A 13,077-nucleotide genomic window follows, 5' to 3' on the forward strand; every position below is an offset into this window, starting at 1 on the left:
GCCAAAGTCTCGTTGTGGTAGCAAGTTGGACGGAATTCATGGACCATAAGTCCACGCTTCGCGGAATGTACCTTGTTTTGCTCCTCGGTTTCGCCGGGTGTGCGTCCAATGGCGCCATCGTCGATCCCCTTATCTACTGGGATAAGGACGACCCGGAGATACTCGCAAAATACGGCCCCACCCCCACGCAGCGGATCCAATCGCTTGATAGTGTGGCCAATCGGGCCAGCGGCCTTTCGCAGGCCGATCGGACGCGGCATTCGACCAATATCTCGAAGGAACTGGCCGAGGAATCGAACTCGGTTATTCGCGTTCACATGGTGCGTGCCCTGGCCAAGCTGAATACGCCAGAAGCATTTGCCGGGCTGAAGTCTTCCCTGTACGACAGTGATGAAGCCGTTCGTCGTGAAGCCGTGACCGCGATGGGGGTCACCAAGAATCCGGAAGCGGTGGCCTTGCTAGGCGACGTCCTTATCCGCGACCGCGATTATGATGTTCGCCTGTCGGCCGCGAAGTCGCTCGGTGAATTCAGCAGCGGTGCTGCCCATGAAGCGCTAGTACCAGCACTCGATGCACGCGACCCAGCCATGCGATTTGCGGCAATCGAATCGCTCCGCAAAAGCAGCAAGGTCGACTATCAAGGGGACACAGCCAAATGGCGCGAATTCGCCCAAGGGGGAAATCCTGAACCTCCCACCACCTCGATTGCTGAACAGCTCATCCCTAGCTTCCTGCGGTAAGTGGTAATGCCGACCGAACCGTGACAAGTTGGTACGGTCGTTCGGGTCCGCGCAAAGATACGCAACATTCTTCAAGTTACGGATTCCCACCTTGCGACGATCGACTTGTCCCAAGGGGTTACGCAAAAACTTGGAACGCCCTTGGTTTCATTTCAGTAAGACCACTAACGATGCCGTTTGCTATTAGCGTGGCGTCCCGTATACACTGAAGATTAGAAACGGAACTGCATGAACCTCTTGCCCACAACGCGGGATCAAAACATCCCCTCGATTCCGCGGAAGAGGTCCCACCTACTCGTGCAATTCGCCCCACGTTTCTTATCTGACGATTCGAACGATCTCACGCAGCCGAACGACCCATCCGGCAAGCTGCTCAGGTACTAAAGATTTAGACGAATGCAAAGACGGACTCAAATCCTCCTCGGCGCAATCGCGTTCTGGAGCTGGACAACACTCAGCGGCTCGACGGTCTTCGCTCAAGACGTGATCATCGCGCCGATCTTGAATCCAGCAAACGAATCGCTGCTGGAACCGCCTGCCCCGCAAGCCCACGAACCGATGATTCGCGTGGCGGCGGTCCCCAAAGATCCGTTTAAACCTACCCCTCCGGCGGAAGACAAAGTCGTCGGCCTGGTCATCAGGGACGCCAACGGCGAAGAGCTCGAGGACAGCACCGAGAAAAAATCGGACGTCCCGGCCAAAGCAATCGAACTTCCTGCTAGCGCGCTCGAGCCGATGACCGTGGCGGACGAAGCGCCAATCGAAGAGCAGCCCGCCGAGTTGATGGAAGACGAGACCGCCAAACCCATCAACGACAATGGATCGGAAGAAAAGCAATCCGCCAAGAGCGAGGCGTCGGACGATGAAACCCTGGTCAACAAGCCAGAGATTCAACCGATTCCGGAAGCACCTTTGCCACGTTCGGTCCAAGCCCTGAAGCCTCGCATCGAGCGGGTTCTCGATTTTTACTACCAATATCAAATGACCGATGCCGGCAAGCATGACGTCTGGGAAACGATGCACGGTTTCCTGCCGTTCGGCGTCGACTCGCAAATCCGGACTCCGGAATATCGACAACCGGTCAACGCGATCGGTTGGATCTGTTGGAACAAACCTTGCCGTGGACATCGCCTGTTCGAGGTCAAAAATGGTCAGCTAATTCCACGCCAGGGGCCACGCGTCCAAGGGCACCATGGCCAATTCCTGGCCATGCTCGCTCAAAGCTACGTCCCAGCCAGCTTCGAGATCCAAGCAGGCGGCCAGAAATTCACGGTCCAAGACATCATCGAGTTCGAGAAGGCAACCTGTATTCCTAAGTCGGAACTGACCTTCAAGCTGATCTCGCTGAGTCACTACCTGCCAGCCGATGCTACGTGGAAATCGCGTGACGGCCAGGAATGGAGCCTGCAGCGTTTGTTGGAAGAAGAGATCCAGCAGAAAGTCGTGGGGGCCGCATGTGGCGGAACCCATCGCCTGACCGGCATTGCGTTCGCCCTCGCCGCACGGAAAGAGGCAGGCCTGCCGATGGACGGTATTTGGGCCAAAGCCGAGGAATACATCCAAGATTACCACACACATACATTCCGACTGCAAAACCCGGACGGCAGCTTCAGCACAGAATGGTTTGAACAACGGGGCGTGGAACGCGATGTCGATCGTCGGCTGCAAACGACCGGCCACATCCTGGAATTCCTGATTCTATCGCTGCCGCCAGAGGAATTAACCTCGCCCAAGATCGTGAACGCAGTGAACTACCTGACGACGATCATGGAGCGAAATTCACGGCATGAATGGAGCATCGGGCCGAAAGGCCATGCCCTGCATGCGTTGGTCCTGTACGATCAAATCGTCTTCGGTACCAAGCCTGGAAGCCGGACCGCCGAGATCGTGCAAACGTCGCACGATTAAGCTTTCCCGTGAATCGCAAAAAATTGCGTTCACGAAGCGCGGAAATCGCTGGGCGGCGCTTGTCAGTCTCAGCGATCTGGCCTACGATTATCGGCACGCGCGCTACGGTCGGTCGGATTATTGACACCTGCGCTAGGACAGCAAATTAGGGCTCTGAGCAGAAGCCCCGGAATTCATCACGACACCAACCACGAAGCTCTGAATTCCGTGCGCAGCCATCAATAACCTCTGGGAATGAAACTCCGCCGAGGATGAAATATCAAAAGCTTTCGAGTCAGTTCAACGAGTTCTTCAAGCTCGCGATTCAAATGCTCGAAGTCGCGGAGGCTGATGCTGTCCTGATATTCATCGACGGCACGCCTGAGTGGGACAAACTCAAGTCGATCGCCGAAGGGCATAAAGTCATTGTCGCCGCCGATCGGGATGAGTTCCTGGAAGGAATCGAACACACCGAACTATTGGGTGTCGTCGTCGATCTGGAAGAGAGCCCGATCCTGGAAAAGCTGATGCACGCGTTGGTCGAAGCCGTCGCCAATGATCAGATTTCCACGGGGGCGAAAGTAGTCGCTCTGTACAGCGGCTTCGATGAAGAACGGATCGATACGATCAGCTTCATCCGCCTCGACGAACGCCTGGGCCGATTGACCTCGCGCGATCTGCGTAAGCTGGAAACAAGTGTCCCGTTAGAAACACTGAAGATGGTTGTCGACTTGGCGGTCGAAATCGGCCGTGAAGGGCGCGAAGGAAAGCCCGTGGGAACCTGTTTCGTCGTGGGAGATCATCGCAAGGTCTTATCGAACAGTGCTCCGGCAGGCTTTGACCCACTGAAGGGCTACCCGAAGAAAGAACGCAACATCAGCGATCGCAGCGTCCGCGAGAACTTGAAAGAGATCGCCCAACTCGACGGAGCGATTGTCGTGAATGCCGACGGCACCGTTGAGGCCGGAGGACGGATGCTTGACGTCGCCTCGGCCAGTGTCACGCTCAGCAAAGGGCTTGGTGCCCGCCACTGGGCCGCCGCGGCGATCAGCAAGAAGACCAAGGCCATTGCGATCGCCGTAAGTGAGTCGAACGGGACGGTACGGCTTTTCCAAGGGGGCGAAGTTGTCCTCCGAATCGAGCCTTCTCGCCGTGCGATGAAGTGGAAAGACCTCGACTTCGATAACAACCAAAACGCGATTGATTAGCTCGCGACGAGGCTGGTCGAGCCGCTGGCTCTCACCTTGTCAGCGACGTCGTTACGCGAGGCGAACATGTCCCAAACATTCTCCGGAACGCTTCATCCAATCGATCTAAGTGATCCCCAACATGCGAACGCCGTGCTTTCGCTGCTGGACGAGTATGCTCGGGATCCGATGGGGGACGGAGCGCCGCTGCCTGATTACGTGAAGCAAAACTTGATTCCGCGGCTTAGCCACATCGATACCTTCCGTGGACTACTCGCCGAGATCGAAGGCAAATTCGTCGGAATGGCCGTTTGCTACCTCGGTTTCTCAACGTTCAAAGCGAAACCGCTGATCAACATCCATGATCTTTGCGTTTCGCCATCGGCTCGTGGCCAAGGCGTAGGTACCGCGCTGCTGGAAGGTGTCGATAACCTGGCCCGCCAGTACGGCTGTGCCTGCGTTACCTTAGAGGTCCGTGCTGATAACCGCGCACGAAATCTTTATCTTCGCCACGGCTTCGACCCAGGCGATCCGAAGACCGATGCGATGAGTTTCTGGAAGAAGCCGATCGACGGTTAGACGTATTGTCGAATCGCTAGTCGTGAAGCCATTTCATCGACCGCACATTTCATGCGCACCGATAGCCCCATGCCGGGCGGTGCGGAATGTGCCGCTTGTACCGATTCTGCTTTGCCAGCCATTTAACCGGCGCTGGCTGTTCGATGATTTGGTTAATCTACGAACCTTCTTCGGGCCAGCTTGGGGTGGACGTCCTACCCTACTATTGAAGTAGTTTTTGAAACCAGATGCCGACGACGTTCGGCGATTTGCTTTTAGCCCCCGAAGCAATGTCTACGACAACCGCCTACTTACAACGACAGAAATTCTTACCGGTACCGCTGCATACCTTGTGCGTAACAGGCGAACTGCCGGTCGACATCTATTTGTGCCAAGGGCGAGACGATGCTCCCGTTTTGTTTCGTCGCCGGAACATCGAGATCCCGCCGGATGAATTTCCCAAGTTGTTGGAAAGTGGAATCGAGACAGTCTTCATTTCACGCGACCACGTCGAAGTCTATCAGCAACATCTGGAAGACAATGTTGCAGTCATTATCGCCAACGAAAGTCTGCCGCTGGAACGGCGACTTCAGTTTCTGGGGGATACCGGGCGGAGCATTCTGCACGAGGTCTTTCAGGCTGATCAACTCGACCAAACGCTCGAAGCAGTCGACGATCTCAGCAATCACATGGTCGAACTTTTCGCCGGTAACGAGGTCGCCGTTTCCGACTTATTCAGCGTTCTACGTCACGATTATCACACTTACACGCACAGCTATAACGTGGCCAGCTATGCGATGCTGTTGGGGAAAGAACTCGGCTTCTCCAGCGACGAAAAGCTACGATCGCTCTCGGTTGGTGGCTTGCTCCATGACTTGGGCAAACTAAAAATTCCCCGCACGATCCTCAACAAGAAGGGACGTCTCGACAATCAGGATTGGGACATAATCCGCCGCCATCCGTTCGATGGTTTCGTCGCGTTGGTGAATCGCCCTGAAGTCAGCCGCGATCAGCTGATGATGGTCTATCAACACCATGAACGAATCGACGGATCAGGCTATCCGGTGGGACTGATCGGTGACGAGATCCATCCGTTTGCCCGAATTTGCAGCGTGGTCGATGTCTTCGATGCGTTAACAAGTAGTCGACCATATCGCACCGCAAACACGACCAACGAAGCCTTGGAAACCCTGGACCGACTTGCCAACGACAAACTTGATGCGGAGATGGTGCAATGCTGGAAAGCACTGATGAAGAAACCTTCGTAGGTGAAAGCGAACCCCACCAGAAACCGGCGTTTCTCAATATTCTGGGTAAGCTGCCGTTCAAGGTTCAAGTCCCGCGTTCCAAACTGGACGAACTGAAGAAATCAGGACCATGCTTACCCTGCATGTCGGATCAACGCCAGCATGTGCGGTTTCGCCATCTGCAAAAGGGAATTCTCGGTTATCGGCAAACGTTCGCCACCATCGATCGTTTGCACGAGCTCCACCAGGTTCTGATCACCAACATCTCGAAGACCGGCATCGGGGTCTACCATAGCGAACAACTCTTCCCGCACGAAAAGTTGTTCCTGTGGACCGAAGAGCAGGGGATCTTGCAGGTCAACGTGGCCCGCTGCCGCCGAGTGAATCAATGTTGCTTTGAAATCGGCTTTGCTTGTCCTCAGTTGGCCAGCATGTTCAACGAGAAAAGCTTCTTGGTGTAAAGCCTATTGCTTGGTCGACTCGCCCGAGCAAACGACGATAAATCGTCGCATATTCTCTTCAAACACTTGGACTATTCTCCATCCAACCAGGACAATAGTTGGACCGTTTTGTCCTTCTTTTCCCTCGGCCGCCGTATTTACATGCCCGGCTATTCCTCCTATAGAAGCCAATCATGACGTCCGACCAAAACTGCGAAGTCATGCACCAACTGATCGCTCAAGGAACCTGTCCTTGGTGCGAACTTGAGCTCAAGTCCAACGAAGTAGCGCTGAGCGTGATTAGCCGTTCAGGCAAGTGTTTCTGGAATGTCAACGCCCTGGAAGCGGCACTCGACCACAACGACATCGAAGTTCGCTTGACCACGGTGTCGACCATCGCTCTCGACGCCGGCCCGAGCTTGGAAACGGCAGTGGCCCTGTTAGGAAAAGCGTCCAACGATCCGATCGAGCATATTCGCTGGCTGGCAGAAAACGAGATCTCGCATCTTGGCCGAGAAATGACCGCCTCGGAAGCGGAAACCTTCGAAGCCCGATCGCGCGAGACCCCGCAAGATTTGGCGATTCGGATCTTGTTGCTTACCTATTACTTCGCGATACAGCAGGAATCAATCGCCACACAACAGGCACGAATGCGGCATGTGGTATGGTTGATTGAAAACGCCCCAGAATCGACCACCGCCGGTTCCCCCGTGGCCAGCGTCTTGCGCAGATCAGATCCCGAATCGTACGAAGTCGCCCAACGAATCTGGCGGAAACAAGTCGCACGCCATGCCGATCAGCCGCGCGTCCTCGGAAATGCAGCCGCCTTCTTCACACTAAACGACCCAGTCGAAAGCGAATCGCTCCTACAACAAGCCAAATCGCTCGAACCCGAGAACCCGGAGTGGCCAAAGCGTCTGGCCCATCTCTATTCACTGCAAGTTGGACGCTCGCAGGGAGAGGATCGAAACTTCGCCGATCTGGCGCTCGATGCCTATCAAGAAGCGGAAACAAAGCGTCAACATGCACCTCTCGATCCACTGCTGACAATGGCCTCGGAAGAAATCGATGTCGAGGAGATGACGAAGTCTTTGGAGAGAATCCATTCGTTGTGCGAACTGGCCAAAGCCGCGGTCAAAGCCAAGCAGTTTGACGTGGTAGAGGATTACGCTCAGGAGCTTCTCTCCCTTGCCACTAGTGATAAGTTACCCGAGTACTTCCGCGATGATGGAAACGCGATTTTTTATAGTCATTTCGCCCTCGGCATGTCGGCGATTCATCGTGGCGATCTCGCTCAGGCCAAAGAACACCTGCTCGCCTCTGGTCGGACCAGCGGTTCGCCGACGTTAGGCTCATTCGGTCCCAATATGTCGTTGGCGAAAGCATTGCTGGAACATGGCGAGCAGTCGGTCGTCCTCGTGTTCTTCGATTCGTGTGGCCAATTCTGGAAGGATCATCAAGACACGCTTGGTGAATGGAGCGAGGTCGTCCAGCGAGGCGAGATCCCTGATTTCGGTCCGAACTTGAACTACTAGCACCGATGCATGATCTACAAATGCCGAAACTGCCAATTCGAGGAGGCGCGAGGCTGCCTGCCGGTCACATCGTGCGGACTCTACATGCTTTTTCTGATGGGAATCGCCACGTTTTTGTTAACCGCCGCAGTGCGTATGGTTCGTCTGTATCTTCGTGGTGATGTCCCGCACCAGCAGAGTGATTTCGGATGGTGGAGTCTGCTACAAATTCCTCCGATCATTTTGCTTGGCTTTGTGATGATTTTCGTTGCCGCATTGGTACTCGATTTCATGCTTTCGCTGATCGAATACCTTGTGTTCGTACTTCGGAAGTGCCCCAAGTGCGGTTCGCGCCGCTGGTCGTTCGGATTTACGCGTGGCTTTGGTTTGTGAACCCGCGTATTGCCAAATAAGTAGGACGATTTCCTATCCCAAACAGAAACGCCCACGCTGGCGAACGTTCGGTTCGCAACGTGGGCGTTTTCAAGATTTTGTTGGCAGTTGGCTGGGATGCCGAACGTCGCGATTTACAAAGGGACGGCGTCCTTGCCTTTAGCGTTCTTCGGCATCTTGGGCACGTAATCGGTTTGAATATCGTAGTCGAAAACGTTGCTTCCGCTATCGACCACTTCGAATTCAATCTTGCTCTTTTCGTTGAATTCCGGAGGAACCACACTCACCGTGATTTCGTTGCCGAACTGCATGGTGTTATCGCCGATCTCGCCGGTGCTTTTGTCGAAATCGACCGTAGCGTAGATCTGAACGATATACTTGCCTGGCTTTACGCCGTCGTAGCCAGAAAGCTCGTAGCTTCCTTCCTTAATCTGTCCTCTACCACCGCCATCGCCCCCATCCACTGGCACGAAGGTAATCCCGGCCATCCCGCCAAGCGGTGATCCGTTCAGCTTGATCGTACCGGTAACCGTTTGTCTTCCCTCGGGATTGGGAGGGGCGGAACTGCATCCCACGATTGCCAATGCCAGCATTGATACAACCAGCGAAAGGCCAGCCCGCTTAAAATCCACGTTAAAACTCATGATATGATTGCCCGCTTTCTTATATTCCTTTCAGACGCCCAAAAGACTTACGCCAGTCCGACTAATATCGTTCCGCCGTAAGTCATATAACACGCTCGGTCTACTGGACCGCATCTGTTGTGATACGCACCATCGATCAGACGCTGCGAATCATGTGGCAGCGTCTGAAGATGGAGTACCGAGAATTAGTCGAAGCTGATCGGTTCGGCACCTTGCGAAGTACCGAATGCTCGCCAGATTTGACGCGAGATGGTATCGGCAAAGAAACCGACGCTACCGTCGCCTCGAGTCACATTCACGCCGCCAGGATGATGGCTGCGAGCCGAGATACGAATCGCGTAACCCGCAGGCGCGTTTTCAGCGATACATGGAGCTTTCGGAGTGACGTCGGTACCCGCCTTGTGGCAATACGACGACGACATCATTTCGTCCGGGTTCTTGGTGTTTGGTTCGTAGTAGGTCGAGAAGAAGGCGTTTTCGCCACGGTAAGGACCACCACGGAAGTCGCTGTAGGTCGCACTGTGCGAGGTGTCGCTGTTGGTTTGCAGAATTTCCGAGAACATCGCGGTGTTCGACAAACCATCAGTGCACGAAGCGAGCGATTCCCCTTTGGCATTACCCATCGCTTCTTCACGACCGGCGGCCGTACCTGGCAGCGGTACTTTCAAGCCGTTACCAAACAAGGCCCCTGCTTCCATAACGACGTCGGACGAATTACCACCGATTCGCTTCAAGCCGTAATAGTTCGACACCCGCCAGTTGCGACCGCCAGCGATCGAACTACCAGTACGGGTCTGGGCGTCGCCAATTGCCGTCTGACCGGCACAAGCGACGTAATTGATCTTTGGCCACACCTTGTTGCCCGTCGGCCCAGCGGTATAGAAGTCGTTTTCCAAGCTGCTGGGACATTGATAATTTTCGACACCGCCCGCCCAGGCTCGCACGTTCTGTAAGCGGTCGTAACGACCACCTTCGGTCGAGTCGCTTGAGTCGTAAACCCAACCGCCGGTTCCGGTCGAAGCACCGTAAGCAACATACGAAACGCTCATCGCTTCGTAGCGATTGTTTTGTTCCATCTGCGGCAGAATGAAGGTGACCCAACTCATGAAGTTGTAGTCACGGCAACCGGCCGGCAGGTAACCAGCGCTGGTATCGGCAAAGTTGTGAACCGCCAGACCGAGCTGACGCATGTTGTTCGAGCATTGCATACGTCGGGCAGCCTCGCGTGCTTGCTGCACCGCCGGCAAGAGAAGCCCAACCAAAACACCAATGATGGCGATAACCACCAGCAATTCGACGAGGGTGAAACCTCGTGGAGCGCGCATTCGCGACATAGCCAATTCTCCGAGTCCTAGTAAGAAGTAAGAACGACAACGAAGCTGGAAACGACCTCCTCCGGATAACTTACGGACGTAGGTTCGTGTCCCGATAGGGCAATATTCTAGAAGAGGACTTCGGAATTATGCACGCACATTTTATTAATTATCTATGTGCTCTAGGCGCTAATTGGATTAATTACCTCTCGTTTGCGCACGGCATACTCTGCATCGCGCAAAACACCCCAAAACCGGAGACTAACCACCTGAAATGGGAGGCAAACCCTGGCGACTGCGGGACGTATTTCTGAACCCAAGTGATAAACCGGAAGCGTGCACATATATATTTTGGCGCACAATCAGAACTATAAGACTTTATGACGATTTATTACTTTGCTTTGGCGTACCAAAGCATCGTCCGTAAGGCGTCGGCGCGCCGTTTCCCATGCTCGTGCTACGGCGAGAGTAACTTTTTCAGCCAGCGATTTAAGTCTCGATCTGGTTCGGAAGCGTGGGCATGAACGTCGAGCGCGATCACGCGTCCGTCAGGGCCGATTAAGATCGACGAAGGTATCGCCTGGATTCCCCAAGCTTGCATTCGTTCGAGATTGCCGGTCCGATCGAAGATTTGCGACCAGGCGATTTGATGCTGCTTCGCGAAGGCGATTAGCTTGCCGGGGTAGGGGTCGGTCGGGAGACCGATGATCTCAAAACCTTGCTCGTGAAATTTGGCGTAGGCATTCTTTAAGGCAGGCATCGCCTCGACACACGGCGCACAATGTGTGCTCCAGCATTCGATCAGTACAACGCGTCCTCGGAGGTCCGCCAGGTCCAGTGTTTCTCCGGTCAGCGTTTCGCCCCGCAAATCAAGCGTTGAACCTATCAACTCCAAGCGGTGGCGAGTCCCACTCAGCATCTTGCGGAAGCCTGATTCGTCGGCAGGTTGCAGTTTGCCCGCAACCATGGTTTCGATGTGCGTCAATTGGCGACTTACTTCCTCCTTCTCAATCGATTGGCGTGCGAGAAGTTGCACGGCCAGCATCAAGGCACCGAGACTTTCCGTCGATGCCATTTCACACTGACTTAGCGTCTGTTCCACCTCTCGGCAAAGCCCCGATATAGCCTTGGCGTCCGAGGGCTGCTCGCCATGGCTCATCGCGATCGCTTGGTAATAACTGCGAATTTCGTTTGTTTCCAGCAGAATAGGCTCGTCGGGCGCAGCGATGTTTTCTAGCTGCTGGATGATACGGTCGAGGGCTGCCAAGGTTTCTTTCCGCTGCCACTCATCCATCTCGGGTCCGAGATGCAGCCTCATCACTTGCTGATGCAAAGCCACCAAATCGGCATTTTCCGGTACCACGAAAGGAGAACGCCTTTCGTTGACTTGGAGCCGAATCGCCAGCAAGACACCGACGACTACGAACGTAGACAGTACGGCCAGCACGCTGACCAACAGAAACACTTTCCGCGAATGGTTGATCATGGCCGCCAGAGACATCGACTTATTCCTCGCTTCGAATCAAGTAAAAGAACGCCCCTGCGACAAATCCGGCAACCCCCAGCAGGCAGACGGCAGCCAACATTAAGGGAGTCTGGTTGGGCAGGTCGACTGAGATCTCGAAGAACTGAAACAACATGCCTATCAGTGGAACGACAAATCCCGGCGTGATGAAACCAACCAAGATCGGAATCACTGAACTTCGCGCGATCGCCGAGGCGGCCCAAGCGATACCGCTACATCCGATTAGAAGCTGGGCCATGCCGCCAATTGGCATGAGTTGTTCCGAGAATCGCTTCGTCCCAAACGATTGTTCTAATTGAACCGTCGTCAGGAACAGTGCCCCATAAATGAGCAGCCAAAGCAGAATAAAACCAACGACAACCAGCCACTTACTCACCAAATGATGCCAGCGTAGAGGGGGCAAACAGGCCAGGAACTCGCACGTGCGATCTTGCCGTTCCCCGGCCAGGATACAACCGGCACAGACGGTAACCGTGAAGTAGCCAATTGCTTGTAAGTATGCCGTGCCCCCACCGAAGGTTGCCGCCAGCTTGGCGACTGTCGTTTGCCCGCCGATCGATTCGTCTTGAACGATGAAACAGACAATGCCCCCGAGCAGCAACACCGACGGGACGCTCAGAATCGCCAAGAGGGCAATCGTCCGAATCAATCGCATATCTTTCCAAAGCAGAACGCGAATCATTATGAGCGTTTCTCCCGCGCCACTTGCCGGCGTCCTCGAATGACTTGCTTGAAAAGATTTTCCAAGCTGATGTCGAGTATTTCGTAACGCGTAACCGGGTTCTCCGCGGCGATCTGTTCGGCTAGTTCCTGAGAGAATGGATAGAGCGTTAAACTCCACTGACGGCGATCGACCTGCGTCCAGATCGCCTCCTCAGGCGTCGAGCGAGGGAGTGTTCCATCCTCGATGACGGCCTGCATCAGCTTGACTCGATCGTGTATGTGGGTGACTTCTTCGGTGAGAATCAACCGCCCACCATCCATGATGCCCACCACATCGGCGATTCGGGCGACGTCGTCGATGTGGTGGCTCGAAAAAAGGACGGCACGCCCTTTCGCTTGGGCCTGGGTAGCCAAGATCCCCTCAAGGAATTCGTCTCGAATCAGCGGATCGAGCCCCGAGGTCGGCTCGTCCAGCAGCAACACGTCAGGCTGCGGAGCTAACGCCACGAGCAGCCCCAATTTGGCAACCATCCCCTTGGAAAGATGACGCACCCGTTTGTGGCGGGGAAGCTCGAAGACCTCTAGCAGCTCGTCGCTGAGGTCGTCATCCCACTGGGGATAGAGCGACGAGACAAAGCCCAACACTTCACTTACGCGCATCCAGGGATAAATGTGATGTTTCTCCGGGACATAGCCGATGCGGCGTTTTACGGCCACGGTTCGCTCGGTTGCCGCTTCTCCTAAAATCTCGATGGTTCCTTCATCAGGCTGAGTCAGGCCAACCATCATCCGAATCGTCGTACTTTTGCCAGCACCATTGGGGCCAAGCAGGCCAAATGTTTGCCCTGGCGGGACGACAAGTGAAAGATCATCAACGGCTACCGACTTGCCAAAACGCTTGGTCAGGCCATCGATTCGGATAGCACACTGAGAAGCCGCGAGAACCGAACGATCTGCCTGGTGCAT

The 13,077-nt window shown here is 54.8% G+C and carries 13 protein-coding genes; 8 read left to right on the forward strand and 5 right to left on the reverse strand.

Annotation, left to right across the window (positions count from 1 at the left end):
- The first annotated feature begins 38 nt into the window (after positions 1-38).
- The 8 genes from C5Y83_RS12485 to C5Y83_RS12520 all read left to right on the forward strand — a co-directional run bounded on the left by C5Y83_RS12485 (position 39) and on the right by C5Y83_RS12520 (position 7,966).
- Entirely contained in the window at positions 39-740 is a 702-nt protein-coding gene (locus C5Y83_RS12485; protein ID WP_105330071.1) for a HEAT repeat domain-containing protein, read from the forward strand.
- Positions 741-1,136: 396 nt separating this feature from the next.
- Positions 1,137-2,648 (forward strand): hypothetical protein, encoded by a 1,512-nt coding sequence (locus C5Y83_RS12490; protein ID WP_105330072.1) that lies wholly within the window; start codon positions 1,137-1,139, stop codon positions 2,646-2,648.
- Positions 2,649-2,899: 251 nt separating this feature from the next.
- Complete coding sequence (locus tag C5Y83_RS12495; protein WP_105330073.1) at positions 2,900-3,835, forward strand: DNA integrity scanning protein DisA nucleotide-binding domain protein; 936 nt, start codon at positions 2,900-2,902, stop codon at positions 3,833-3,835.
- Positions 3,836-3,901: 66 nt separating this feature from the next.
- Complete coding sequence (locus tag C5Y83_RS12500) at positions 3,902-4,393, forward strand: GNAT family N-acetyltransferase (RefSeq protein WP_105330074.1); 492 nt, start codon at positions 3,902-3,904, stop codon at positions 4,391-4,393.
- A 227-nt stretch (positions 4,394-4,620) separates the two neighbouring features.
- On the forward strand, positions 4,621-5,640 hold the full coding sequence (locus C5Y83_RS12505; protein ID WP_105330075.1) for an HD-GYP domain-containing protein: 1,020 nt from the start codon (positions 4,621-4,623) through the stop codon (positions 5,638-5,640).
- Positions 5,607-6,080 (forward strand): hypothetical protein, encoded by a 474-nt coding sequence (locus C5Y83_RS12510; RefSeq protein ID WP_105330076.1) that lies wholly within the window; start codon positions 5,607-5,609, stop codon positions 6,078-6,080. The genes C5Y83_RS12505 and C5Y83_RS12510 overlap by 34 nt, the downstream gene beginning before the upstream one ends.
- 173 nt (positions 6,081-6,253) lie before the next feature.
- Positions 6,254-7,594, forward strand: coding sequence for a hypothetical protein (locus tag C5Y83_RS12515; RefSeq protein ID WP_105330077.1), 1,341 nt, complete (start codon positions 6,254-6,256; stop codon positions 7,592-7,594).
- Between the two features lie 84 nt (positions 7,595-7,678).
- Positions 7,679-7,966 (forward strand): hypothetical protein, encoded by a 288-nt coding sequence (locus C5Y83_RS12520; protein WP_158262340.1) that lies wholly within the window; start codon positions 7,679-7,681, stop codon positions 7,964-7,966.
- Between the two features lie 134 nt (positions 7,967-8,100).
- On the opposite strand, the gene C5Y83_RS12525 is transcribed toward C5Y83_RS12520, so the two are convergent.
- From C5Y83_RS12525 to C5Y83_RS12545, 5 genes are all read right to left on the reverse strand, one after another.
- The gene (locus C5Y83_RS12525; protein ID WP_105330079.1) at positions 8,101-8,610 is read right to left on the reverse strand and encodes a hypothetical protein; all 510 of its coding nucleotides are present in this window, start codon (positions 8,608-8,610) and stop codon (positions 8,101-8,103) included.
- Between the two features lie 185 nt (positions 8,611-8,795).
- On the reverse strand, positions 8,796-9,944 hold the full coding sequence (locus tag C5Y83_RS12530; protein ID WP_105330080.1) for a DUF1559 domain-containing protein: 1,149 nt from the start codon (positions 9,942-9,944) through the stop codon (positions 8,796-8,798).
- A gap of 436 nt (positions 9,945-10,380) precedes the next feature.
- Positions 10,381-11,424: a peroxiredoxin family protein gene (locus C5Y83_RS12535; RefSeq protein WP_105330081.1), complete on the reverse strand. Its 1,044-nt coding sequence runs from the start codon at positions 11,422-11,424 to the stop codon at positions 10,381-10,383.
- A 4-nt stretch (positions 11,425-11,428) separates the two neighbouring features.
- Positions 11,429-12,130, reverse strand: coding sequence for an ABC transporter permease subunit (locus C5Y83_RS12540; protein ID WP_105330082.1), 702 nt, complete (start codon positions 12,128-12,130; stop codon positions 11,429-11,431).
- Positions 12,130-13,077, reverse strand: a complete 948-nt coding sequence (locus C5Y83_RS12545; protein WP_105330083.1) for an ABC transporter ATP-binding protein — start codon at positions 13,075-13,077, stop codon at positions 12,130-12,132. Before C5Y83_RS12545 ends, C5Y83_RS12540 begins: the two co-directional genes overlap by 1 nt.

The sequence above is a fragment of the Blastopirellula marina genome (assembly GCF_002967765.1).
GTDB lineage: Bacteria > Planctomycetota > Planctomycetia > Pirellulales > Pirellulaceae > Bremerella > Bremerella marina_A.